This is a genomic window from Pseudomonas sp. AL 58, from assembly GCF_036348395.1.
GTDB classification, from domain to species: domain Bacteria; phylum Pseudomonadota; class Gammaproteobacteria; order Pseudomonadales; family Pseudomonadaceae; genus Aquipseudomonas; species Aquipseudomonas defluvii.
In genome coordinates, this window is sequence record NZ_JAZBQR010000002.1 from 353,380 (window position 1) to 377,297 (window position 23,918).

A 23,918-nucleotide genomic window follows, 5' to 3' on the forward strand; every position below is an offset into this window, starting at 1 on the left:
TGGTCGGGGCAGTAGTGAAGGCGTTATCTGATCTACTTCTTATAAGCGTAGTGCGGTTCTGCGGGTCTAACCCCATGGTTCGCCCTGGCGGGCCATGATGTGCCGGACCACGCTGTAGTCCTGCAGTGAGTCGCTGGACAGGTCCTTGCCATACCCGGAGCGCTTGAGCCCGCCGTGAGGCATTTCGCTGACCAGCATGAAATGGCTGTTGATCCAGGTGCAGCCATACTGCAGTCGAGCCGCGACCTGCAGGGCTTTATCCAGGTTCTGCGTCCATACCGATGAGGCCAGGCCGTATTCGGAGTCGTTGGCCCAGTCCACGGCCTGGGACAGTTCGTCGAAGCGGGTGACGGTCACCACCGGGCCGAATACCTCACGCTGGACAATTTCGTCGGTCTGTTTGCAGCCAGCCAGCAGGGTCGGCTGGTAAAAGAAACCTGGCCCGGAATGCACCGCAGCCCCAGTGATGCGTTCAATGTGGGGCTGGCTCAGGGCGCGCTCGACGAAGCTTGCGACCCGGTCCCGCTGGCGGATACTGATCAGTGGGCCGATCTCGTTGTCGGCATCGCGCTTGCCGGCAAAGCGTACGCTGGAAACGGCGCTGCCGAGCTCGCTGACCAGCCGATCATGGATGCCGGCTTGGGCATAGATGCGACAGGCCGCGGTGCAGTCCTGGCCGGCGTTGTAGTAACCGTAGGTGCGTACAGCCTCGACGACGGCCTTGAGGTCGGCATCGTTGCAGACGATCACCGGTGCCTTGCCGCCCAGTTCCAGGTGTGTGCGCTTCAGGGTTTTGGCCGCGCTCTGGAGGATTTTCTGGCCGGTGACGATATCGCCGGTCAACGACACCATGCGTACCGCCGGGTGGCTGACCAAGTGGCTGCCAACCCCCTCGCCACCGCCACAGACAATATTCAGTACCCCGCGTGGCAGGCGTTCGGCCAGCGCCGGGGCCAGTGCCAGGATCGACAGTGGTGTGTGCTCGGAAGGTTTGAACACCACGGTGTTGCCGGCGGCCAGCGCAGGCGCGATCTTCCAGGCGGCCATCATGATCGGGTAGTTCCATGGCGCAATCGAGGCGACCACACCGAGTGGATCACGGCGCACCATGCTGGTGTAGCCGGGCAGGTACTCACCGGCCAGTTGACCGGTCTGGCAGCGCACGGCCCCGGCGAAGAACCGGAACACGTCGATGGCGGCTGTCAGGTCGTCCTGGCGTGCCAAATGCAGGGGTTTTCCGCAGTTCATGGCGTCAAGGCGTGCCAGCAGGTCTGCCTGCGCTTCGATGGCATCGGCAATCGAGAGCAGGGCGCTGGAGCGTTGCTGTGGTGTTGTGCGGGCCCAGCCAGCAAATGCCCGTTGAGCCGCCTGAATGGCCTGTTCGACCTGCTCGGTGCTGGCGTCGGCAACCTGAGTCAGCACCTCGCCGGTCGCAGGATTGAGGATCGCTTCGGCCCGACCGTGACCGGCCACCTGTTCGCCGTCAATCAGCAGATGGGTCAGCAGTGGGGGCGTGCCAGCCATAGTGCGAGTTCTCTTTTGTTCTGTCGGTGCCAAGTGCTTCGTCGGGAAGCCTGGGGCCTTGCGTGCTCGTCACGGAGAGACTAGTGGCCATGAGCTAGGCCTACAAATTCTAAATACTGAAGGCTGCGTTCGATTAAATAGATGGCTTGCGCCCGGAGGGTTGTTCGCGGGCCACGGTGAGAAAGGGGTCGACCAAGGCCGGCCTTGCCGTGCCTCGGCGCCAGGCCAGACCGACGTCGAGGGTCTGGTTGAGGTCGGCCAGGGGGCGGGCCTCGATAATGTCGCCCTCCAGCGACCAGGGGCGGTAGGTCATGTCCGGTTGTATCGAAACCCCCAGGCCGGCCGCGACCAGGCTGCGCACCGCTTCGGTGGAGGCGGTGCGAAGGCTGATGTTGGCCTGCAGGCCGGCACCCGCCCAGATGCGCTGGGCATTACGCTCCATTTCATCGACGTTGAGCTGGATCAGCGGTTCGCGGGCAACGTCGGCCAGGCTGATGCTGTCGTGTTCGAGCAGGGGGTGACGCGCGGGCAGCCAGAGCCTGTGGGGTGAGTGGGTGAGGACTTCAGTCTGCAGGGCCAGGCGGTCTTCAAGGTTGGACAGGATCAGTACCCCGACATCAATTTCACCGTTGACCAACAGGTGCTCGATGTAGGGGCGTTCGTCCTCGGTCACGCGGATATCGACATTCGGGTAGGCCCGCTGGAAGCGCGTCAGCAGGTCGGCCAGGTAGTAACCGGCGACCAGGCTGGTTACGCCAATGGTCAGTTGCCCGGCAACCTGATCGGTACTCTGCTGCAGGCTGCGCTTGGCATTGTCGACCGTGGCGAGGATCAGGTGGGCCTGACGCAGGAACTGATGGCCCTGATGGGTCAGGGTCATTCCCTTGGCGTGCCGACTGAACAGGCTGACGCCGATGTCCTGCTCCAATTGCTGGATCGCCAGGGTCAGGGTTGATTGGGAAATGAACGCGGTTTGAGCGGCGGCGGAAATGGACCCGGTTTCAGCGACGGCGATGAAATGTCGGATCTGGCGCAAGGTCATCATGGCGTTGGCTTTTATGAGTTTTTATGGGATTTGTGAGTCTATATCGTTTTTATCAATAGGCGTGTTTTGCGTCGGGTGCAACATCCAGAAGCAAATACACCGGTATGCAGGAAAGCCGATCGGCTTAATCTGGACGGCAGTTTTTCGTCCCTCTCTTGGAGGTTGTGAATGGATACCCGTGGCTTGCTCGACCAACTACTCAAATCCGGCAAGGACCTGTTGCAGAACCAGGCTGGCAATGTGACTGCCGCAAAGCCAACCAAGAGCGGCGGGCTTGGCAGCTTGCTCTCGGGCGCCGGAGGCGGCGCGCTGGCTGCCGGAGCCATGGGGTTGTTGCTGGGTAACAAGAAGGCGCGCAAGTATGGTGGCAAGGCGTTGACCTATGGCGGTTTGGCCGCCCTGGGTGTGCTGGCCTACAAGGCGTATGGCAACTGGCAGGCCAGTCAGGCCTCGGCACCGAAGGGCGAGCCGCAGACCCTTGATCGCCTGCCTCCTGCGCAGGTCGAACAGCACAGCCAGGCGATCCTCAAGGCGCTGGTGGCGGCAGCCAAGGCCGATGGGCATGTCGATGAGCGCGAACGTGCACTGATCGAGGGTGAGTTCGTCAAACTGACGCCGGATCAGGCATTGCGCCAATGGTTGCATGCCGAGCTGAACAAACCCCTGGATCCGGCGGATGTTGCCCGTGCAGCCAGTACGCCGGAAATGGCCGCCGAAATGTACATCGCCAGTGTCATGCTGGTGGATGAAGAGCACTTCATGGAGCGCGCCTACCTCGATGAACTGGCCAGGCAACTGGGGCTCGACCCGGCATTGAAGCAGGCACTGGAGGTACAGGTTCGCGAAGCCTGAGGTCAAAAAATATGGGCTGATTGCCACTATTTATGACTTTCAGCCAGTTCCATGCGCTATGTCAGCCGCAAAAGCGACGAGTGGCGGGCTATAATCCGCCCATTTTTCCGCTCGCGTAGAACACTTGAGGGCTGACTGTGAATAATTGGACATTGCGCCAACGGATCCTGGCGAGCTTCGCCGTGATCATCGCCATCATGTCGCTGATGGTGGTTGCTGCCTACTCACGCCTGGTGACGATCGAGTCCGGTGAGGAGGATGTGCGTGCCAACAGCATCCCGGGTGTCTACTACAGTTCGATGATTCGTGGCGCCTGGGTCGATAGCTACGTGACCACCCAGCAGTTGGTTGGGTTGAGTGACAACCGTGAAATCACCAGTGCTGACATGGCGCTCTACAAAAGCTTCGACGAGCGCGTGAAGCAACACATGGCCAGCTACCAGGCAACCATTGAGGACGCTGAGGAAAAAACCAATTTCGAGGAATTCGCGCGCCTTGAACAAGCGTACCGGGCTACCCTCGACAAAGTGCTTGATGCCTATCGCGGCAAAAACTACCCAGAGGCACGGCGTCTGTTGGAGCAGGAGCTGACGCCTGCCTGGATGAATGGCCGTAAAAACCTGACTGCAGTGATCGAGCGTAGCCGTCATATGGCCGAAGATGCGACGTCGTCGATCGTCAGCGCCGTGTCTACCGCCAAGGTCAGCATGATCATTTCGTTGTTGATGGCGATTGTGGCAGCCACCGTCTGCGGTCTGGTGCTGATGCGTGCGATCAGTACGCCTATGCAACTGATTGTTCGCGCTTTGGATGGGCTGCGCAGTGGTGACCTCAGTGTGCGTCTGGACCTGCACCGCAAGGATGAGTTCGGTGCAGTGGAAACCGGTTTCAACGACATGATGGTCGAGTTGACCAATCTGGTATCCCAGGCCCAGCGTTCTTCGGTGCAGGTGACCACCTCGGTGACTGAAATTGCCGCCACCTCCAAGCAGCAGCAAGCTACGGCGACGGAAACTGCAGCGACGACCACTGAAATTGGTGCTACGTCACGGGAAATCGCCGCCACCTCGCGCGACCTGGTGCGCACCATGACCGAGGTGACCAGCGCTGCCGATCAGGCCTCCATCCTGGCCGGTTCCGGGCAGCAGGGCCTGGCACGCATGGAAGAGACCATGCTTCAGGTCATGGGGGCTGCGGACCTGGTGAACAACAAACTGTCGATCCTCAATGAGAAGGCCGGCAATATCAACCAGGTGGTCGTGACCATCGTCAAGGTGGCCGACCAGACCAACCTGCTGTCGCTCAATGCGGCGATTGAGGCCGAGAAGGCGGGCGAGTATGGTCGCGGCTTTTCGGTGGTGGCTACGGAAGTGCGCCGTCTGGCCGATCAGACCGCCGTGGCGACCTACGATATCGAGCAGATGGTGCGGGAGATTCAGTCGGCGGTTTCGGCAGGGGTCATGGGCATGGACAAGTTCTCCGAGGAAGTCCGCCGCGGCATGTTTGAGGTGCAGCAGGTCGGCGAGCAGCTCTCCCAGATCATTCAGCAGGTTCAAGCCCTTGCACCGCGTGTATTGATGGTCAATGAAGGCATGCAGGCCCAGGCCACAGGCGCCGAGCAGATCAATCATGCGTTGGTTCAGTTGGGCGATGCCAGCAGCCAGACAGTGGAGTCGCTGCGTCAGGCCAGCTTTGCCATCGACGAGCTGAGCCAGGTCGCGAGTGGCCTGCGTGGCGGCGTTTCACGGTTCAAAGTCTGACACGCCGATGAACGACCTCCCGGCACACGGCAGCGCGGATGCGACCAACAAGGGCAGACTCTTCCTGTTGTTTCGCATTGGTGATCAGCGTTTTGCCCTCGACACCCATGAAGTGGTTGAGGTGTTGCCACGTTTGCCACTCAAGCCTATTGCCCAGGCGCCACATTGGGTGGCCGGGGTGCTGGCCCACCGGGGCGCTCTGGTGCCGGTGATTGATGTTGGCGCGTTGAGCTTTGGCCAACCGGCGCCTGTGCGTACTAGTACCCGACTGGTACTGGTGCATTACCGTGTCGATCCCGAACGACCAGATTTGTTGCTGGGGCTGATTCTGGAGCAGGCCAGCAACACCTTGCGCTGTGATCCTGACGAATTTCGCCCCTATGGCCTGGATAACAGCCAGGCGCCTTACCTGGGGCCGGTGCGCGAAGATGCGCAAGGCCTGCTGCAGTGGATTGGGGTTCAGGCGCTGTTGAGCGATGAGGTGCGCCAGTTGCTGTTTCCGGCCGTAGCCGATGCGGGCCAGGAGCAGCAGGCATGAACAGCGAGCAACGCTTCTTTCGCTTTCTTCAGGAGCGTATTGGCCTGGATGTCGCCTCGGTGGGTGAGCCAATGGTCGAGCGCGCCTTGCATCAGCGCTGCGCTGCGGTTTCGGCACGTGATCTGGACGACTATTGGCTGCAAATGCAGCAGTCGAGCCAAGAGCAGCAGGCGCTGATCGAGGCGGTCATTGTCCCTGAAACCTGGTTCTTTCGTTACCCAGAGTCGTTCGCGGCGTTGGCCGGCCTGGCCCTCAAGCGACTGGCCGTGATCGCGGGTAGCAGGCCATTGCGTATTCTCAGCCTGCCGTGTTCGACCGGCGAAGAGCCCTACTCGATTGCCATGGCCTTGCTGGATGCTGGCGTCCCTGCGCAAGCGTTTCGTGTGGATGGTATCGACATCAGTGGCGGCTCTATAGCCCGTGCGAAACAGGCTGTGTATGGCCGAAACTCGTTTCGTGGTCAGCAGCAGCACTTTCGCCAGACGCATTTCAGTGAGTGTGCCGAGGGGCATCGATTGGATGAACGCGTGCAGCAACAGGTCAACTTGCAGGTTGGTAATGTCCTGGACCCGATGCTGCGCACGCGTGAAGGGACGTACGATTTCGTCTTCTGTCGCAATTTGCTGATCTATTTTGACGTGCCCACTCAGCAGCGGGTCTTTGAAGTGCTGAAGGGCCTGACCCACGAAGAAGGGGTCTTGTTCATTGGCCCGGCCGAGGGCAGCCTGCTGGCGCGCCTGGGTATGCGTCCCTTGGGTATTCCCCAATCATTTGCCTATGTCCGTCAGACGCCGGTGGAACTGCCGGCGGAGCTGCCGGTCAGCAAGCCTGTGCCGGTATTGAAACCGGCACCAGTGGTTGTACCCCGCCCGGTGCTGGAACCTGCGCGACGGCCATTTACCGCGCCTCAGCTTAAGCCACAACCACAACCACAAGCACAGCCACAGGCCAGCACTGAAACCGCTGTGCAATTGCTGGCACAGATTGCCCAGTTGGCCAATAGCGGCAGCAGTGCGCAAGCGCGTGTCGTGTGCGAGCGTTACTTGCGTGAGCATGAGCCTTGCGCTCAGGTGTTCTACTGGCTGGGGCTGCTTGCCGATACGGCGGGTGACAGTGCCGACGCTGTGCGGTACTACCGCAAGGCCCTGTATCTGGAGCCGCAACACCCTGAGGCGCTGGTTCATCTGGCCGCCTTGTTGGCCTCTCAGGGTGACCTGGTCGGTGCGCGCCGATTGCAGGAGCGAGCGGGACGCTTGGAACGGGAGTCTGAACGATGAACGAGCACAAGGCATGGAGTGTGATTGCCAGCGACCAGCCGAGTTTCGACGACTGCTGGAATCGCATCGGTGTTCACGGCGACAAGCAGTGCGCGTTGTTGGTCGAGCATGTTCATTGTCGTAACTGCGCTGTTTATGCGGCTGCGGCAACCCTTTTGCTTGACCGTTATGCCCTGTCTCAGGATGCGCATCAGCAAGCGGAGAGTGTCCAGAACATTGGCCCTACACGGTCCTTGCTGTTGTTTCGATTAGGCGATGAGTGGCTGGCCTTGGCGTCGCGCTGCCTGGTGGAAGTCGCGCCGCTGCAATCGGTGCACTCCTTGCCGCATCAGCGTTCCCGGGTACTGCAGGGGGTTGCCAATGTGCGGGGGGCGCTGGTGCCATGCCTGTCGTTGGGGTATCTGCTTGGGCTTGAGGGGGGCGCGTCAACCTCGACGGTGTCGCGTGTGGTACCACGGATGTTGATTCTGGCCGCCGAAGGTGGCTCTGTCGTGGCACCAGTTGATGAAGTAGAGGGCATTCATGCCCTTGAGCTGTCCCGGCTGACTCAGGACAGCCCGCCCGAAGAGCGCTTTACCGAGGCTGTTTTGCAATGGCGTGGGCGCACGGTGCGGGTGCTGGATGAAAAACAATTGCTGTCTGCCGTGAGCCGGAGCCTGTCATGACCCCAGAGCAAATGCGTGATGCGTCGTTGCTCGAACTGTTCAGCCTTGAGGCTGAAGCGCAGACCCAGGTGCTGAGCGCCGGGTTGTTGGCCTTGGAGCGCAATCCGCGGCAGGCGGATCAACTGGAAGCCTGTATGCGTGCGGCGCACTCGCTCAAGGGCGCAGCGCGCATTGTCGGGGTTGACGCCGGAGTCAGCGTTGCCCATGTCATGGAAGATTGCCTGGTTGGTGCGCAGGAGGGGCGGTTGTTTCTGCGCCCGGAACATATCGACGCCCTGCTGCAGGGCACGGACCTGTTGATGCGCATCGCCACCCCTGGCGATGTTTCGATTGATGCGGCGGTCCAGGCGTTTCTGGTGCAGATGGCGGTGCTGCTGGATCCGGCGGCGACTGCTGCGGTCGTTCCCGAACCGCCCATCCCCAGCGCCCCAGTTGTCAGTCCGCCGGCACTCCTGTCCAGCGCGCCCGAGCACCTGTCGATGCCCGAGCCTGCGCCATTGGCGCCGCCAGACGAGCCCGTTGTTGCCGTGCCGGTCAGCGGGCGTCGGAGCAAGCGCAGCAGTGAGGGCTCGGAGCGCGTGTTGCGGGTGACCGCCGAGCGTTTGAACAGCCTGCTGGACCTCTCGAGCAAGTCGTTGGTCGAGACGCAGCGGCTCAAGCCTTACCTGGCCACCTTGCAGCGGCTCAAGCGCATGCAGAACCAGAGTATTCGAGCCCTTGATGGCCTGAAGCATCAATTGGAAGCAAGCGGTCAGAGCGCTGAAGTGCAGGAAGCGCTGGCGTTGGCACAGCGTCTGTTGGGTGAAACGCAACAGATCCTTCTGCAACAGGCCGCGGACCTTGACGAGTTTGGCTGGCAGGCCAGCCAGCGCGCGCAGCTGCTTTACGATACAGCGCTGGCCTGCCGGATGCGTCCCTTCGCCGATGTACTGACGGGACAGAGCCGCATGGTGCGCGACCTCGGGCGCTCGCTGAACAAGCAGGTGCGGCTGGAGATCGAAGGCGAAAAAACGCAGGTCGACCGCGATGTGCTTGAGCGGCTCGAAGCGCCTTTGACGCACCTGTTGCGCAACGCCGTTGATCACGGCATTGAAACGCCTGAGCAGCGGCTATTGGCGGGTAAGCCCCTGGAGGGACGAATTCGTCTTCGCGCCTCGCATCAGGCGGGATTGTTGGTGTTGGAACTGCGCGATGACGGTGCCGGGGTTGATCTGGAGCACTTACGTCACGCCATTGTCGAGCGCCAGTTGTCCCCTGCGGAAACCGTGGCGCAGATGAGTGAGTCCGAACTGCTCACCTTCCTGTTCCTGCCCGGTTTCAGTTTGCGCGATACCGTGACTGAAGTCTCCGGCCGTGGTGTTGGGCTTGACGCTGTGCAGCACATGGTCCGCCAACTGCGTGGGTCAATCGAGTTGACCCAGGTCAGCGGTCAGGGCAGCTGTTTCCACCTTGAAGTTCCACTGACCTTGTCAGTGGTGCGCAGCCTGGTCGTTGAGGTGGGGGGAGAGGCCTATGCCTTCCCGCTGGCCCATATTGAACGCACGCTGGAGTTGCCGGCTGAGGCGGTCGTGCAGATCGACGGGCGTCAGCACTTCTGGCATGAAGGCCGACATATCGGCCTGGTCGCGGCTAGCCAGCTATTGAACAGGCCGGCTAGCGCCTCTGATGGGCAAGACATCAAGGTGGTGGTGATCCGTGAGCGCGAGACACTCTATGGGGTTGCGGTCGAGCGCCTGATCGGTGAGCGGGTGCTGGTGGTGATGCCGCTCGACGCCCGTTTGGGCAAGGTCCAGGATATTTCTGCCGGTGCGTTGCTGGATGACGGTTCGGTGGTCCTGATCATTGATGTGGAGGACTTGCTGCGCTCGGTTGAAAAGCTGCTCAGTACCGGTAGCCTGGAGCGCATTGAGCGTGGTCGGGGCGTTGCCAGCAACAGCGTACGCAAGCGCATTCTGGTGGTCGATGACTCGCTGACCGTGCGTGAGCTGCAGCGCAAGCTGCTGAGCAATTGCGGTTATGACGTCGCGGTAGCAGTTGATGGCATGGATGGCTGGAATGCCCTGCGCAGCGAAGACTTTGATTTGCTCATCACCGATATCGACATGCCGCGCATGGACGGTATCGAACTGGTTACCCTGCTGCGTCGTGACAATCGATTGCAGTCGCTGCCGGTGATGGTGGTCTCCTATAAGGATCGTGAAGAGGATCGCCGACGTGGACTTGATGCCGGTGCCGACTACTATTTGGCGAAGGCCAGTTTTCACGATGATGCCTTGATCGATGCCGTGGTGGAACTGATCGGGGGAGCACAGGGATGAGAGTCGCCATTGTCAACGATATGCCCTTGGCGGTTGAGGCCTTGCGCCGAGCCTTGGCGTTTGAGCCCGCGCACCAGGTGGTCTGGGTCGCGAGCAACGGTGCCGAGGCGGTGCAGCGTTGCACCGAGTTGCTCCCGGACCTGATCCTGATGGACCTGATCATGCCGGTGATGGATGGTGTTGAGGCTACCCGGCGGATCATGGCCGAAACACCCTGCGCCATCGTCATTGTCACGGTCGACCGTAAACAGAATGTGCACCGGGTCTTTGAGGCCATGGGGCATGGCGCCCTGGATGTGGTCGATACGCCCGCCTTGGGCGGCGGTGAGCCCAGAGAGGCAGCGGCCCCGCTGTTGCGCAAGATCCTCAATATCAGCTGGCTGATCGGCCAGCGCAATGCCGCGCTGCAGCCGTTGAACACACACTTGCGGGATGCGGCGCAGCGTCAGAGGCTGGTTGCCATTGGCTCTTCGGCGGGTGGTCCGGCCGCACTCGAAGTGTTACTCAAGGGCCTGCCGCGCAACTTTTCCGCCGCGATCGTTCTGGTTCAGCACGTCGATCAGGTGTTTGCCGCCGGCATGGCCGACTGGCTGGCGAGTGCTTCTGGCTTGAACGTACGCCTGGCACTTGAGGGCGAGCCGCCGCAGCCCGGCCAGGTGTTGCTGGCGGGAACCAATCACCACATTCGGTTATTGAGCAATGGCACCCTTGGTTATACCGCTGAACCGGTGAATGAAATCTATCGTCCCTCGATCGATGTGTTTTTCGAGAGCGTGGCACGGTTCTGGCGTGGTGATGCGGTCGGTGTGTTGCTTACCGGTATGGGCCGCGATGGTGCCCAGGGGTTGAAGTTGATGCGCCAGCAGGGGTTTCTGACGATCGCCCAGGATCAGCAAAGTAGCGCCGTTTACGGTATGCCCAAGGCTGCTGCGGCCATTGATGCAGCGGTGGAGGTTCGTTCGCTGGAACGCATTGCCCCCCGACTGCTGGAAATTTTTTCAAAATGACAATATCTATTGAAGCGGGCCGTTTGGCCGGCAGAGGCCAGGTGACAGCGCATGAATGATTTACCGATCAGTGGCTTTCCGAGCACCAATGAGAATTCAGCGATGGTTCTGCTGGTAGATGATCAGGCCATGATCGGTGAAGCGGTGCGACGCGGCCTGGCCCAGGAAGAGAACATCGATTTTCATTTCTGTGCCGACCCTCATCAGGCGGTGGCCCAGGCGATCCGTATCAAGCCGACCGTGATCCTCCAGGATTTGATCATGCCCGGTCTTGATGGCCTGACGCTGGTACGCGAATACCGCAGCAATCCGGCCACCCAGGACATTCCGATCATCGTCCTTTCCACCAAGGAAGACCCTCTGGTCAAGAGCGCCGCGTTTGCTGCCGGTGCCAACGATTACCTGGTCAAGTTGCCGGACAACATCGAGTTGGTGGCGCGAATTCGTTACCACTCGCGCTCGTACCTGACCCTGCTGCAGCGTGACGAGGCCTACCGGGCCTTGCGGGTCAGCCAGCAACAGTTGCTCGACACCAACCTGGTGCTGCAGCGGTTGATGCACTCCGATGGGTTGACCGGGTTGTCCAATCGCCGCCACTTCGACGAGTACCTTGAGCTGGAATGGCGCCGTTCAATCCGCGAGCAGACACAATTGTCGCTGTTGATGATTGATGTCGACTACTTCAAGGCGTTCAACGATACCTTTGGTCACTTGGCCGGCGATGAGGCCTTGCGCAAGGTCGCCGAGGCCATTCGCAGTTCCTGCAGCCGGCCCAGCGACTTGCCAGCGCGCTATGGCGGTGAGGAGTTCGCGCTGGTGCTGCCCAACACCTCTCCGGGCGGCGCCCGCCTGGTAGCCGAGAAATTGCGCCAGACCGTGGAAGCGCTGCAGATTGCGCACACCCTGCCAGAGGCCGGCTCAAGCCTGACGGTCAGTATTGGCCTGGCGACGCACATCCCAGCGGTTGGTAGCCATTGCCGGCAGCTGATTTCGGCGGCGGACAAAGGCTTGTACCTGGCCAAGAATGGCGGGCGCAACCAGGTCGGGGTGGCCTGAGGCGAGTTTTCTTGCGGCAGGCCGTCGGGCGGGCTGCCGCAGGCATTTGAGTGCGTTATACTCTCCGGCTTTTGACAGATTACGCACGAGAGCTGCCCGCCCATGGAAATCAACCCGATCCTGAACACCATCAAGGACCTGACCGAGCGCTCCGAGACTATTCGGGGGTATCTTTGACTACGATCAAAAGCATGAGCGCCTGATCGAAGTCAACCGCGAGCTTGAAGACCCGAACGTCTGGAACAAGCCCGAATACGCCCAGGAACTGGGCCGTGAGCGCGCCATGCTGGCGCAGATCGTCGAGACCCTGGACGAAATGTCCGGTGGCCTGGCCGATTGCCGTGACCTGCTGGACATGGCCGTTGAAGAAGACGACGAAGCCGCTGTCGAGGACGTCGTCAGTGAACTCGACCGCCTGCGCGTCGCGCTCGAGAAGCTCGAGTTCCGTCGCATGTTCAGCGGCGAGATGGACATGAACAACGCCTACCTGGACATCCAGGCCGGTTCCGGCGGTACCGAGGCTCAGGATTGGGCCAACATTCTGCTGCGCATGTACTTGCGCTGGGCCGACAAGCGCGGCTTCGATACCACGATCATGGAGCTGTCCGAAGGCGAAGTGGCCGGTATCAAGGGCGCCACCCTGCATATCAAGGGTGAGTATGCCTTCGGCTGGTTGCGCACCGAGATCGGTGTTCACCGCCTGGTGCGCAAGAGCCCGTTCGACTCTGGCAACCGCCGTCATACCTCGTTCTCGGCGGTGTTCGTCTCGCCTGAGATCGACGACAAGGTCGAAATCGATATCAACCCGTCCGACCTGCGAATCGATACCTATCGTTCGTCCGGTGCCGGCGGTCAGCACGTTAACACCACCGACTCGGCGGTGCGGATTACCCACGTCCCGACCAACACCGTGGTCAGCTGCCAGAACGAACGCTCCCAGCACGCCAACAAGGACACCGCCATGAAAATGCTGCGGGCCAAGTTGTACGAGCAGGAAATGCAGAAGCGTAACGCCGCCTCCCAGGCCCTTGAAGACAGCAAGTCCGATATTGGCTGGGGGCATCAGATCCGTTCCTACGTGCTTGATGCATCGCGGATCAAGGACCTGCGTACCGGCATCGAACGCAGCGACTGCGACAAGGTGCTCGACGGCGATCTCGACGAATACCTGGAGGCCAGTCTCAAGCAGGGGCTATAACCCCTCCGAGACCTGCCACAAGTCCCTCGCCCGACGGGCGAGGGCAACGAACCCGTGATGGAAAATGTGAAGACATGAGCGACCTACAACTCGATCCGCAAGACCTGCAACAGGAAGAAAACAACCTGATCGCCCTGCGCAAGGAAAAACTTGCCGCTGTGCGCGAACAGGGTCAGGCCTTCCCCAACGACTTCCGCCGTGACAGCTACTGCAACGACCTGCAGAAACAGTATGTCGACAAGACCAAGGAAGAGCTGGAAGCTGCAGCGATCCCGGTCAAGGTTGCCGGCCGTATCATGCTCAACCGTGGTTCGTTCATGGTGATTCAGGACATGACCGGTCGTATCCAGGTCTACGTCAACCGCAAGACCTTGCCGGAAGAAACCCTGGCTGCGGTCAAGACCTGGGACCTGGGCGACATCATCGCCGCTGAAGGCACCCTGGCGCGTTCCGGCAAGGGCGACCTGTACGTGGAAATGACCAACGTGCGCCTGCTGACCAAGTCGCTGCGCCCGCTGCCAGACAAGCACCACGGCCTGACCGATACCGAAACCCGCTACCGTCAGCGCTACGTTGACCTGATCGTCAACGAAGACACCCGCCAGACGTTCCGCGTTCGTTCGCAGGTCATCAGCCACATCCGCAGTTTCCTGGCCAAGCGCGACTTCCTTGAAGTCGAAACGCCGATGCTGCAGACCATCCCTGGCGGCGCCGCGGCCAAGCCGTTTGAAACCCACCACAACGCGCTGGACCTGCCAATGTTCCTGCGTATTGCCCCGGAGCTGTACCTCAAGCGCCTGGTGGTCGGTGGTTTCGAGCGTGTGTTCGAGATCAACCGCAACTTCCGTAACGAAGGTGTGTCGACGCGTCACAACCCTGAGTTCACCATGCTGGAGTTCTACCAGGCGTACGCCGATTACGAAGACAACATGGACCTCACCGAAGAACTGTTCCGCGAACTGGCGCAACTGGTTCTGGGCAGCACTGATGTGCCGTATCAGGGCAAGGTGTTCCATTTCGGCGAGCCGTTCCAGCGTATCTCTGTGTTCGATTCGATCCTCAAGTACAACCCGGAAATCACCGCTGACGACCTGCAGGACATCGACAAGGCGCGCGCCCTGGCCAAGAAGGCCGGTGCCGACGTCAAAGGTTTCGAGGGCCTGGGCAAGCTGCAGACCATGATTTTCGAAGAACTGGTCGAACATAAACTCGAGCAGCCGACCTTCATCACCGAATACCCGTTCGAAGTGTCGCCATTGGCACGTCGCAACAACAAGAACCCGAACGTCACCGACCGTTTCGAGCTGTTCATCGGTGGCCGTGAAATCGCCAACGCCTACTCCGAGCTCAACGATGCCGAAGACCAGGCCGAACGCTTCATGGCGCAGGTGGCCGACAAGGATGCCGGTGACGACGAAGCCATGCACTACGATGCCGACTTCGTACGTGCCCTGGAGTACGGCATGCCGCCTACCGCCGGTGAAGGCATTGGTATCGACCGCCTGGTCATGCTGCTGACTGACTCGCCGTCGATCCGTGACGTGATCCTGTTCCCGCACATGCGCCCACAGGCCTGAGCGTACTGAACAAGCCGCCTTCCGGGGCGGCTTTTTCTTGCCCGCAATAAGTTGATCGAATCGACAGCAATTCATAGAGGTAGACCTGTAGTGACTCCTGCAATGGCTCAACAAGGTGCTGCTGGCGTGGCCACAGCGGTGGCGGAAAGTGTTCAGTACCAGGGGCGCAAGGCGAGCCGTCGTGGCAGTGAGCAGCGTCGTCAGGAGATTCTCGACGCGGCGATGCGCATCGTTGTCCGTGATGGCGTGCGGGGTGTGCGGCACCGTGCGGTAGCCGCCGAGGCAGGGGTGCCCTTGTCGGCCACCACCTACTACTTCAAGGATATCGAAGACCTGCTGATCGACAGCTTTGCCCAGTACGTGGAGCGCAGCGCTGCGTACATGGCCAAGCTCTGGGAGCACACCGAAGTGGTGCTGCGTCAGTTATTGTCTCAGGGCGACGGCAGTCCACAATCCCGGGCGCGGCTGGCCGACGAAGTGGCGAAGATGATGAGCGAGTATGTGCAACGCCAACTGCATAACCGCCGCAACTTCCTGATGGCCGAGCAGGCCTTTCGCCAGGAGGCGCTGCTGTGTCCGAAATTGGCCGAACTGGTCAAGTCGCACGAGCAGATTTTGCTACGCGGCGCGGGCCAGATGCTTCAGGTCGTGGGCTCTCGTGAACCTCAGCAGGACGCCTTGGTGTTGACGGCGATAATCGAGCAGATGGAATATCAGGGCCTGCTCGATGCTGAGCGACCGCACGCCGAAGCGCAGATGCTCGCTATTCTTACGCGATACCTGCATCTGGTATTGGCTGCGGTCTAAGGCACGATCCATTTCAAGGAGAACCTGATGAAAGCCTGGCGTGTGCTGTTGGCCTTGTCGTTTTTACTGCTTGGCGGTTGTCTGGTGACCTTCAATGAACCCATTCCGGCGAATCAGCCGGCGCCTAAGGCGTTGCTCGGTAGCTGGAGCAGCAAGGATGCCTGGGGCGAACCCTTGAAACTGCTGATCAGTCGCACGGGGGGCAATGCCTACAAGGCAGTGGCCACGGCCAAGGGCAAGCCACGGCAGGAATACACCTTCACGGTCTCGCGTCACGGTAACCGCTGGTATTTCTCGGCTGGCGTGCCGAAAAAGCTCGGCGGGAACTTCCTGATTGCCGGTTTTGACGTGATCGGTAACAACGAGTTAGTGCTCTACAACCTTGATGTTGAACGGATCAACCAGGCGTTGGAGCAGAAGGCACTCAGCGGTCAACGCTACGAAGTGCCGGAAGATAATGGTGAGGGTGTCTTGATCGACAGCCCTGCACAACAGGTTTTCGCCTATCTGGATGACCCTGCCAACTCCGATCTGTTCATCGAAGTCGCGCGGTTCCAGCGCGCAGGCAAATAACCGATTCGAAGCAAGGAGTGTGGTGTGGACGAGTACCAGCAGACGATACGCGGCCTGTCTGATCGCATTGTTCAGGCACAGACGCCGATCCGCGTGCTCGATGCGGTGAAGTGGGACGATAGCATCCGCCAGGGGTTCCTCAAGGCCAAGGGCAAAGAGTTGCCGAAGGTGGACCGTGAGTACTATCTGGGTCGACCACTGTCCTTTGACTCCAGTGCGGTGAAGCTTGAGTTTCAGAACATCGAGCGTGACATCACGCGCCAGCTTGGCCAGTTCAACCCGGTCGGGCAGATCATGCGACGCATGTGCAAGGAGTACCGCATGGTGGTGCGCATGCTCGAGGCGCGCGGCACCGAGGATTTCGGGCTGATCTCCCAGGAGCTCTACGGCGCCGCATCCGATGCCTTTCATGCCGGTGACCCGACCCTGTCCGATCTGGGCCTGATGCTCTCCGACTACCTGAACAACATCGATTGCCTGGGTGACTTGAAGGACGAGCCGAAGAACCTTACCGCCAAGCAGGCCGTGGAAATACTTCAGCATCGCTTGAACAAGGTGTTCGGTGAGGCTGAAGAGACCATCCGTGTATTCGAGTCGGACGGTATCGTCGCCGACGCGGCGGCCGGTGCCGACTACATCAAGATCCGCGCTGACGCGATGTTCAACAACCGCGATGTCCGCGCGTTGGAGGTCCATGAGGGGCTGGTGCATGTCGGCACCACCCTCAACGGCCTGAACCAGCCGATCTGTACCTTCCTTTCCAAAGGCCCGCCTTCTTCCACGGTCACCCAAGAGGGGCTGGCGATCCTCATGGAGGTGATTGCTTTCGCCTCCTACCCCAGCCGGCTGCGCAAGCTGACCAACCGCACCCGTGCCATTCACATGGTCGAGGAGGGGGCCGATTTCCTCCAGGTGTTCGAGTTCTTTCGCGCTCAAGGGTTTGGCATGCAGGAGAGCTATGGCAATGCCAGCCGCGTGTTTCGTGGCTCGGTGCCCAATGGCTTGCCATTTACCAAGGACTTGTCCTATCTCAAGGGCTTTATCATGGTTTACAACTATATTCAGTTGGCCGTGCGTAAAGGCAAGCTTGAGCAGATTCCTTTGCTGTTTTGCGGCAAGACGACGCTGGAAGATATGCGGACTCTGCGCCAATTGGTCGACGAAGGCCTGGTGGAGCCGCCCAAGTACCTGCCTGAGCAGTTCCGCGACTTGAACGCGCTGTCGGCCTGGATGTGCTTCTCCAACTTCCTCAATCACTTGAGCCTGGACCGTATTGAAGCCGACTACTCGAACATTCTCTGACGTCCTTGGCAGGCCGCTGTGCCTGCTTCTTGTGCTGTTGAGTCTGGCCGGCTGCAGTGCCTTGCTGTTTTACCCTGAGCCGGGCGAGCCCTTCACGCCGACGCGTGCCAAGCTTGAGTACCGTGACCTCACCCTGACCGCTGCAGACGGTACGCGCCTGCATGGTTGGTGGTTGCCGGCCAAGGAGGGGGTAGCGGTCAAGGGGACGGTGCTGCACCTGCATGGCAACGGTGGCAACCTGGCGTTGCACCTGGGCGGCAGTTGGTGGCTACCGGAGCAGGGCTATCAGGTGTTGATGATCGACTACCGGGGCTATGGCTTGTCGGAAGGCATGCCGAGCTTGCCGGAAGTCTATGACGATATTGCCGCTGCTATGGACTGGCTGCAGCAGGCGCCTGAAGCGCAGGGCAAGCCGCTGGTGTTGCTGGGGCAAAGCCTGGGTGGCGCCCTGGCCATCCATTACCTGGCGCAACACCCTGAGCAATCACATCGGTTCAAGGCCATGGTCTTCGACGGAGTGCCGGCCAGTTACCGGGATGTCGGGCGTAGCGCCTTGAGTTCGAACTGGTTGACCTGGCCTCTGCAGGTTCCGCTGTCATGGCTGGTGCCGGATGGCGACAGCGCCTTGCGCTCGGTCGGGCAATTGTCCGGGGTTCCGAAGTTGATCTACCACAGCATCGACGACACCACCGTACCCATGGTCAATGGTATCCGTCTGTATCAGGCAGCCCCACCACCGCGCGTGCTGCAGTTGACCCGTGGTGGTCATGTGCAGACCTTCAACGACCCGATTTGGCGTAAGGTAATGCTGCGCTTTCTGGAAGACCCTGAACATTTCAATGGACTGCGACGTTTGGCCGAAGTCCCCAATTACCCTGACGAGAAGTAGTAATGAGTGAAGAACGCAACGCCATCCCGCTGATCATCACCGGTGTCTGCAGCATCATTGGCACTGTCGGTGCGCTTTGGTATTACGGCTACCTGCATTTTGCCAAGCCGGAGGATGCGCTGCTGCTGTCCGACTTCACCATGCTCAAGACTGTTCCCGGTGAAGACTACAAGGTTTCGCTCAGCCCGGCGCCACAGGTGGCGCAATGCATCGATGGCGTGTTGGTGCTGTTCGACACCCAGCAGAAGGGCCTGACCGGCGTACTGGTCGACAGCAAGAAGCAGGCGGTGCGCTGCATGGGGCAGGAGACGCCGCAGCAGGTACAGTAATACCGTCAATTAGCGGCGTCCCTATCGCTGGCAAACCCGGCACCCACCGGTTTCAGTCGTTGGACGCCTCTTTTTCCGCGCTTAAGGTCTGCAGGTAGTGTCGTGACAACGCCAGAAACCGTGGCGTTGGCCCGATGTCTTCATACAGCGGATTGCCTTCTTCATCGGTTTCGATGACCTGTTGACCGCGGACATAAGGGAAGCTTGCCTCCAGCTCTTCGAGCGCGGCGCCGAGCAGTTCGCCGAGCAGTTCCTCGGGTTGACGCTTGGGGTACATCTCGGCCAGCGCCGCCAGACGCGCCGCGGCTTCGACATCCAGGTGCAACACATAGCCGGTAGGGCTCATGCGCCCCGTGGCGGTCTGTTCCCAGTTCTGGGCAAGTTCGCGGATTTTCATGGTGACCTCGTTGAAGACGGATGGCCTCCTTTCAGCGTAGCTACTGGTCGCACTTTGGTCTGCCTTGAAGCACAGGCGGTACTGCGGCACTCTGATGTCATCGCTGTTTGCCCGCGTTGGAGATGAAGGCTGATGACTGGTATTGATGTGCGCTTGCGTGAAGACGTCCATCTGTTGGGCGAATTGTTGGGGGACACCGTACGCGAACAGTACGGCGAAGCTTTCCTGCAGAAAATCGAGGATATTCGTCGCAGCGCCAAGGCGGACCGCAGTGGCAGTGCCGAGCAACTGAGCTCCAGCCTCGACGGCTTGTCCGAGGACGAGTTGCTGCCGGTGGCCCGAGCGTTCAACCAGTTTCTCAACCTGGCCAACATCGCCGAACAGTACCAGTTGATTCGCCGCCGCGACGCGGATCAGCCCGAGCCGTTCGAGGCCAGGGTGCTTCCCGAATTGCTCGACCGCCTGAAAAAGGCGGGCCACAGTCCTGACGCATTGGCCCGCCAGCTCGGCAAACTGAGCATCGAACTGGTGCTGACTGCGCACCCGACCGAAGTCGCCCGCCGCACCTTGATTCACAAGTACGATGCCATCGCCGCGCAGTTGGCGGCTCAAGACCACCGCGACCTGACACCCGCCGAGCGTGCGCAGGTCCGCGAGCGTCTGCAGCGGCTGATTGCCGAAGCTTGGCATACCGAAGAAATCCGCCGTACTCGACCCACCCCGGTCGATGAAGCCAAATGGGGCTTTGCGGTCATTGAAAACTCGCTCTGGCAGGCTATCCCCAACCACCTGCGCAAGGCGGACAAGGCCTTGTTCGCGGCCACGGGCCTGCACCTGCCGCTAGAAGCTGCGCCGATTCGATTTGCCTCGTGGATGGGCGGTGACCGTGACGGTAACCCCAATGTCACGGCCACGGTCACACGCGAAGTGCTGTTGCTGGCCCGCTGGATGGCGGCAGACCTGTTCCTGCGAGACGTCGATTTTCTGGCTGCCGAATTGTCCATGCAGCAGGCCAGCCCGGCGCTGCGGGCCAGGGTGGGTGAGCATGCCGAACCCTACCGGGCGTTGCTCAAGCAACTGCGCGAGCGCCTGCGGGCAACCCGAAGCTGGGCGCAGTCGTCACTGGCTGTTACGCAACCGGCATCCGCCGAGGTCTTGCACGACAATCACGACCTGATTGAGCCGTTGCGGCTCTGCTATGAGTCGTTGCATGAGTGCGGCATGGGCGTTATCGCTGATGGCCCGCTGCTCGACACCTTGCGTCGAGCAGTGACCTTTGGCCTGTTCCTGGTGCGCCTGGATGTGCGTCAGGACGCAGCACGGCACGCTTCGGCGTTGAGTGAGATCACCGATTATCTGGGGCTGGGGCGCTATGAAGATTGGGATGAAGAGGCGCGTATCGCCTTCCTGCAGACCGAACTGAACAACCGTCGTCCGTTGTTGCCACGGCATTTCCGGCCTCAGGCCGAGACGGCTGAAGTGCTTGCGACCTGCAGTGAAATCGCTGCCGCCCCGGCGGCATCGCTGGGGTCTTATGTGATCTCCATGGCCGGCGCGGCTTCAGACGTGCTGGCGGTACAGTTGCTGCTCAAGGAGGCAGGCGTTGCCCGTCCGATGCGGGTCGTGCCGTTGTTCGAAACACTGGCCGACCTGGACAATGCCGGGCCGGTCATGCAGCGTCTGCTGGGCCTGCCGGGCTATCGTGCGGGGTTGCACGGCCCTCAGGAAGTGATGATCGGCTACTCCGATTCGGCCAAGGACGCTGGTACCACGGCGGCGGCCTGGGCCCAGTACCGCGCCCAGGAAACCCTGGTGGAGATCTGTCGAGGGCAGAACGTCGAATTGCTGCTGTTCCACGGTCGTGGCGGTACTGTGGGCCGTGGCGGCGGCCCGGCCCATGCGGCGATCCTGTCGCAGCCACCGGGCTCGGTGGCCGGCAGGTTCCGTACCACCGAGCAGGGCGAAATGATCCGTTTCAAATTCGGCCTGCCGGACATCGCGGAGCAGAACCTCAACCTGTACCTGGCTGCGGTGCTCGAGGCGACCCTGTTGCCGCCGCCACCCCCACAACCGGCCTGGCGCGGCTTGATGGACCAACTCGCGGCGGATGGTCTGAAGGCTTACCGCAGTGTGGTGCGTGACAACCCGGAGTTCGTTGAGTATTTCCGTCAGGCCACGCCGGAGCAGGAACTGGGCCGCTTGCCGTTGGGCAGTCGGCCGGCCAAACGCCGTGCGGGCGGTATTGAAAGCCTGCGGGCGATTCCGTGGATCTTCGGTTGGACCCAGACGCGGCTCATGCTGCCGGCCTGGTTGGGCTGGGAGGCGGCGTTGAGCAACGCACTGGCGCGCGGGCAAGGTGGGCTGCTGGCAGAAATGCGTGAGCAATGGCCGTTCTTCCGTACCCGTATCGACATGCTCGAAATGGTCCTGGCCAAGGCCGATGTTGAAATTGCGCGTTCCTATGATGAGCGTCTGGTGCAATCGCAACTGCGACCTTTGGGTGCACATCTGCGCGACCTATTGTCGCAGGCGTGCCAGGTTGTACTGGGGCTGACCGGGCAGCCGGTGCTACTTGCACACAGCCCCGATACCCTGGAGTTCATTCGTTTGCGCAATACCTATCTGGACCCGCTGCATCTGCTCCAGGCTGATCTCCTGGCCCGCTCGCGCACCCGTGATGCCGCTCTGGACAGCCCTTTGGAGCAGGCATTGCTGGTGACGGTGGCAGGTATCGCGGCAGGCTTGCGGAACACGGGTTGAGGTGTACTTGCGCCGGGTTGCGCCCGGCGCAACCAGAGCATGACAGGGTCTTCGGCAGCAGGTTATTCCGACTTGGGGGCGCTTGTGTGGCCGAAAGCTGCTGTGTATCTTGAGCAGCCTTTTGACCGAATTGTGGTCATGACCTAATTCCGGGATTTTGCCCTAGCGGCGAATCCTTTGATTTGCTTATAAAAATTGAGGAGCACAAGATGCGTGTAATTCTGCTGGGAGCTCCCGGGGCCGGTAAAGGTACTCAGGCAAAGTTCATCACCGAAAAGTTTGGTATTCCACAGATCTCCACCGGTGACATGCTGCGTGCCGCCGTCAAGGCGGGTACTCCGCTGGGCCTCGAGGCCAAGGCGATCATGGACGCTGGCAAGCTGGTTTCCGACGAGTTGATCATCAACCTGGTCAAGGACCGTATCGCTCAGCCTGACTGCGCGAAGGGCTTCCTGTTCGACGGTTTCCCTCGCACCATTCCCCAGGCCGAAGCCCTGGTAACTGCCGGTGTTGAGCTGGATGCCGTTGTCGAGATCGCTGTGGCTGACGAGGAAATCGTCAAGCGTATTGCCGGCCGCCGTGTTCACGAGGCCTCGGGTCGCGTCTACCACGTGATCTACAACCCGCCAAAGGTTGAAGGCAAGGACGATGAGACCGGCGATTCGCTGGTTCAGCGTAAAGACGACACTGAAGAAACCGTACGTCACCGCCTGGCGGTCTACCACGACCAGACCAAACCGCTGGTGGACTTCTACCAGAAGCTGGCTGCCGCCAATGGCAAGCCGAAGTACAGCCACATTGAAGGCGTTGGCTCTGTTGAGGCCATCACTGCCAAGGTGCTGGAAGCGCTGAGCTGATTTATTGCTCCAGCCCTTGAACAACGGCCCGCTTGCGGGCCGTTGTTGTTTATAATGCCGCTCTTTTTTCTTTCGCCTGGAATCACCGATGACCACTTTGCTGGCCCTGGATACCGCCACTGAAGCCTGCTCCGTTGCCCTGCTGCATGACGGCAAGGTGTTGAGCCACTACGAGGTGATTCCGCGCCTGCATGCGCAGAAGCTGCTGCCAATGATCCAGACCCTGCTCGCCGAGGCGGGTATCGCGTTGTCGGCGCTTGATGCCATTGCCTTCGGTCGCGGTCCAGGCGCTTTCACCGGTGTCCGTATCGCTATTGGTGTGGTCCAGGGCCTGGCCTTCGCGCTGGAGCGTCCGGTGCTGCCGGTATCGAATCTGGCCGTGCTGGCGCAGCGGGCAATGCGTGAACAGGGTGTGCAGCAGGTCGCCGCTGCCATCGACGCCCGTATGGATGAAGTGTACTGGGGCTGCTACCAGTCGACGGCAGGTGAAATGCGCCTGCTGGGTGAAGAGGCTGTGCTGCCACCGGAGCAGGTGGCCTTGCCAGCAGGTGCTACCGGGGACTGGTTTGGTGCGGGTACGGGCTGGGGCTATGCCGAGCGCCTTGCGGTCAAGGTCAGCGCCCAGGACGCCAGCCTGCTGCCTCATGCCCAGGACCTGCTCAGCCTGGCAACGTTTGCCTGGCAGCGTGGCGAGGCAATCGCAGCTGATCTGGCGCAGCCGGTCTACCTGCGCGATAAGGTGGCCACGCCTAAGGCGCGCTGAGCGCCGCCGGTCAGTTAGCGCCAGCAACCCCGAATCTTTTGCCTGATCTGTGGTCCAGTTATCAGTCAGGCATTTGCGAAGGCTCTCGGGTGCCGCTAAATTGCCATCATTGCTCCTGAGTATTCCGCCATGCGTATCGACGGTTTTTCCTCGCAGTCTTATCCGGTCAAACGCTCCGCGCGTAAGGCGCCGCTGCGTGAAGAAGAACTGGACGACGATATTCCGGGTGAATTTGAAACCCAGGCGCAGCCATCGGCGGGTACAGGTGCCAGCCGTAGTGCGGGTCTTCCCGTCCGTCAGCAGGACATGATCTTTCCTCGGGCCAGCAACAAGCGCACTGCCAAGGCCCTTAGCAGCTACCTGACCACCGCCGGCTTTGTGGATTGGGAGATGGAAGTGCTCGGGCTGGACCTGTACATTTGAC

General features: G+C 60.7%; 22 protein-coding genes. 19 read left to right on the forward strand and 3 right to left on the reverse strand.

Translation table 11 applies throughout. The annotated features are described in order from the left end of the window. Positions 1 to 66: 66 nt before the first annotated feature. Together UIA24_RS02040 and UIA24_RS02045 are read right to left on the reverse strand one after the other, a co-directional pair. Positions 67 to 1,524, reverse strand: a complete 1,458-nt coding sequence (locus UIA24_RS02040) for a gamma-aminobutyraldehyde dehydrogenase (protein ID WP_065759945.1) — start codon at positions 1,522 to 1,524, stop codon at positions 67 to 69. Between the two features lie 133 nt (positions 1,525 to 1,657). Then, a complete protein-coding gene (locus UIA24_RS02045) occupies positions 1,658 to 2,569 on the reverse strand; it encodes a LysR family transcriptional regulator (RefSeq protein WP_065759944.1) in 912 nt (303 codons plus the stop codon). Positions 2,570 to 2,737: 168 nt separating this feature from the next. Here UIA24_RS02045 and UIA24_RS02050 point away from each other — a divergent pair, with 168 nt between their 5' ends. The 15 genes from UIA24_RS02050 (at position 2,738) to UIA24_RS02120 (ending at position 18,717) form a co-directional block, all read left to right on the forward strand. Continuing rightward, positions 2,738 to 3,421: a tellurite resistance TerB family protein gene (locus tag UIA24_RS02050; RefSeq protein ID WP_330522064.1), complete on the forward strand. Its 684-nt coding sequence runs from the start codon at positions 2,738 to 2,740 to the stop codon at positions 3,419 to 3,421. 137 nt (positions 3,422 to 3,558) lie between these two features. Further along, positions 3,559 to 5,181 carry a methyl-accepting chemotaxis protein gene (locus UIA24_RS02055; RefSeq protein ID WP_330522065.1) on the forward strand — a complete coding sequence of 541 codons (1,623 nt, stop codon included), beginning with the start codon at positions 3,559 to 3,561 and terminating at the stop codon, positions 5,179 to 5,181. A 7-nt stretch (positions 5,182 to 5,188) separates the two neighbouring features. After that, the gene (locus UIA24_RS02060) at positions 5,189 to 5,719 is read left to right on the forward strand and encodes a chemotaxis protein CheW (protein WP_330522066.1); all 531 of its coding nucleotides are present in this window, start codon (positions 5,189 to 5,191) and stop codon (positions 5,717 to 5,719) included. Further along, the gene (locus UIA24_RS02065) at positions 5,716 to 6,996 is read left to right on the forward strand and encodes a CheR family methyltransferase (protein ID WP_330522067.1); all 1,281 of its coding nucleotides are present in this window, start codon (positions 5,716 to 5,718) and stop codon (positions 6,994 to 6,996) included. The genes UIA24_RS02060 and UIA24_RS02065 overlap by 4 nt, the downstream gene beginning before the upstream one ends. After that, entirely contained in the window at positions 6,993 to 7,661 is a 669-nt protein-coding gene (locus UIA24_RS02070) for a chemotaxis protein CheW (protein WP_330522068.1), read from the forward strand. Before UIA24_RS02065 ends, UIA24_RS02070 begins: the two co-directional genes overlap by 4 nt. Further along, complete coding sequence (locus tag UIA24_RS02075; protein ID WP_330522069.1) at positions 7,658 to 9,979, forward strand: hybrid sensor histidine kinase/response regulator; 2,322 nt, start codon at positions 7,658 to 7,660, stop codon at positions 9,977 to 9,979. The genes UIA24_RS02070 and UIA24_RS02075 overlap by 4 nt, the downstream gene beginning before the upstream one ends. After that, positions 9,976 to 10,986 (forward strand): chemotaxis response regulator protein-glutamate methylesterase, encoded by a 1,011-nt coding sequence (locus UIA24_RS02080; RefSeq protein ID WP_102052892.1) that lies wholly within the window; start codon positions 9,976 to 9,978, stop codon positions 10,984 to 10,986. The genes UIA24_RS02075 and UIA24_RS02080 overlap by 4 nt, the downstream gene beginning before the upstream one ends. A gap of 51 nt (positions 10,987 to 11,037) precedes the next feature. Continuing rightward, complete coding sequence (locus UIA24_RS02085; RefSeq protein ID WP_065759936.1) at positions 11,038 to 12,042, forward strand: response regulator; 1,005 nt, start codon at positions 11,038 to 11,040, stop codon at positions 12,040 to 12,042. A gap of 102 nt (positions 12,043 to 12,144) precedes the next feature. Continuing rightward, positions 12,145 to 13,240 (forward strand): peptide chain release factor 2 gene (gene prfB / locus UIA24_RS02090; RefSeq protein WP_099773686.1). Its coding sequence is split into 2 segments (ribosomal slippage): positions 12,145 to 12,216 and positions 12,218 to 13,240, totalling 1,095 coding nucleotides; the frame shifts between segments, so codons are not numbered across the junction. A 74-nt stretch (positions 13,241 to 13,314) separates the two neighbouring features. Then, positions 13,315 to 14,817 carry a lysine--tRNA ligase gene (lysS, locus tag UIA24_RS02095; RefSeq protein WP_330522070.1) on the forward strand — a complete coding sequence of 501 codons (1,503 nt, stop codon included), beginning with the start codon at positions 13,315 to 13,317 and terminating at the stop codon, positions 14,815 to 14,817. A gap of 102 nt (positions 14,818 to 14,919) precedes the next feature. Beyond that, positions 14,920 to 15,624: a TetR/AcrR family transcriptional regulator gene (locus UIA24_RS02100; protein ID WP_065761727.1), complete on the forward strand. Its 705-nt coding sequence runs from the start codon at positions 14,920 to 14,922 to the stop codon at positions 15,622 to 15,624. A 27-nt stretch (positions 15,625 to 15,651) separates the two neighbouring features. Continuing rightward, a complete protein-coding gene (locus UIA24_RS02105) occupies positions 15,652 to 16,197 on the forward strand; it encodes a hypothetical protein (protein WP_102052890.1) in 546 nt (181 codons plus the stop codon). A 24-nt stretch (positions 16,198 to 16,221) separates the two neighbouring features. After that, positions 16,222 to 17,499, forward strand: a complete 1,278-nt coding sequence (locus UIA24_RS02110) for a flavohemoglobin expression-modulating QEGLA motif protein (RefSeq protein ID WP_102052889.1) — start codon at positions 16,222 to 16,224, stop codon at positions 17,497 to 17,499. After that, positions 17,471 to 18,388, forward strand: a complete 918-nt coding sequence (locus tag UIA24_RS02115) for an alpha/beta hydrolase (RefSeq protein ID WP_330522071.1) — start codon at positions 17,471 to 17,473, stop codon at positions 18,386 to 18,388. Before UIA24_RS02110 ends, UIA24_RS02115 begins: the two co-directional genes overlap by 29 nt. A 2-nt stretch (positions 18,389 to 18,390) precedes the next feature. Further along, entirely contained in the window at positions 18,391 to 18,717 is a 327-nt protein-coding gene (locus UIA24_RS02120; RefSeq protein ID WP_330522072.1) for a hypothetical protein, read from the forward strand. A gap of 52 nt (positions 18,718 to 18,769) precedes the next feature. Here UIA24_RS02120 and UIA24_RS02125 read toward each other — a convergent pair whose 3' ends face one another. Further along, on the reverse strand, positions 18,770 to 19,114 hold the full coding sequence (locus UIA24_RS02125) for a pilin assembly protein (protein WP_099773688.1): 345 nt from the start codon (positions 19,112 to 19,114) through the stop codon (positions 18,770 to 18,772). A 132-nt stretch (positions 19,115 to 19,246) separates the two neighbouring features. On the opposite strand from UIA24_RS02125, the gene ppc reads away from it, so the two are divergent. From ppc to UIA24_RS02145, 4 genes are all read left to right on the forward strand, one after another. Continuing rightward, positions 19,247 to 21,874: a phosphoenolpyruvate carboxylase gene (ppc, locus tag UIA24_RS02130; RefSeq protein ID WP_102052887.1), complete on the forward strand. Its 2,628-nt coding sequence runs from the start codon at positions 19,247 to 19,249 to the stop codon at positions 21,872 to 21,874. 209 nt (positions 21,875 to 22,083) lie between these two features. Further along, positions 22,084 to 22,731, forward strand: a complete 648-nt coding sequence (gene adk / locus UIA24_RS02135) for an adenylate kinase (RefSeq protein ID WP_099773690.1) — start codon at positions 22,084 to 22,086, stop codon at positions 22,729 to 22,731. 88 nt (positions 22,732 to 22,819) lie between these two features. Continuing rightward, positions 22,820 to 23,494 (forward strand): tRNA (adenosine(37)-N6)-threonylcarbamoyltransferase complex dimerization subunit type 1 TsaB, encoded by a 675-nt coding sequence (gene tsaB / locus UIA24_RS02140; RefSeq protein WP_099773691.1) that lies wholly within the window; start codon positions 22,820 to 22,822, stop codon positions 23,492 to 23,494. 129 nt (positions 23,495 to 23,623) lie between these two features. Then, entirely contained in the window at positions 23,624 to 23,917 is a 294-nt protein-coding gene (locus tag UIA24_RS02145; protein WP_102052886.1) for a hypothetical protein, read from the forward strand. Position 23,918 lies beyond the last annotated feature (1 nt).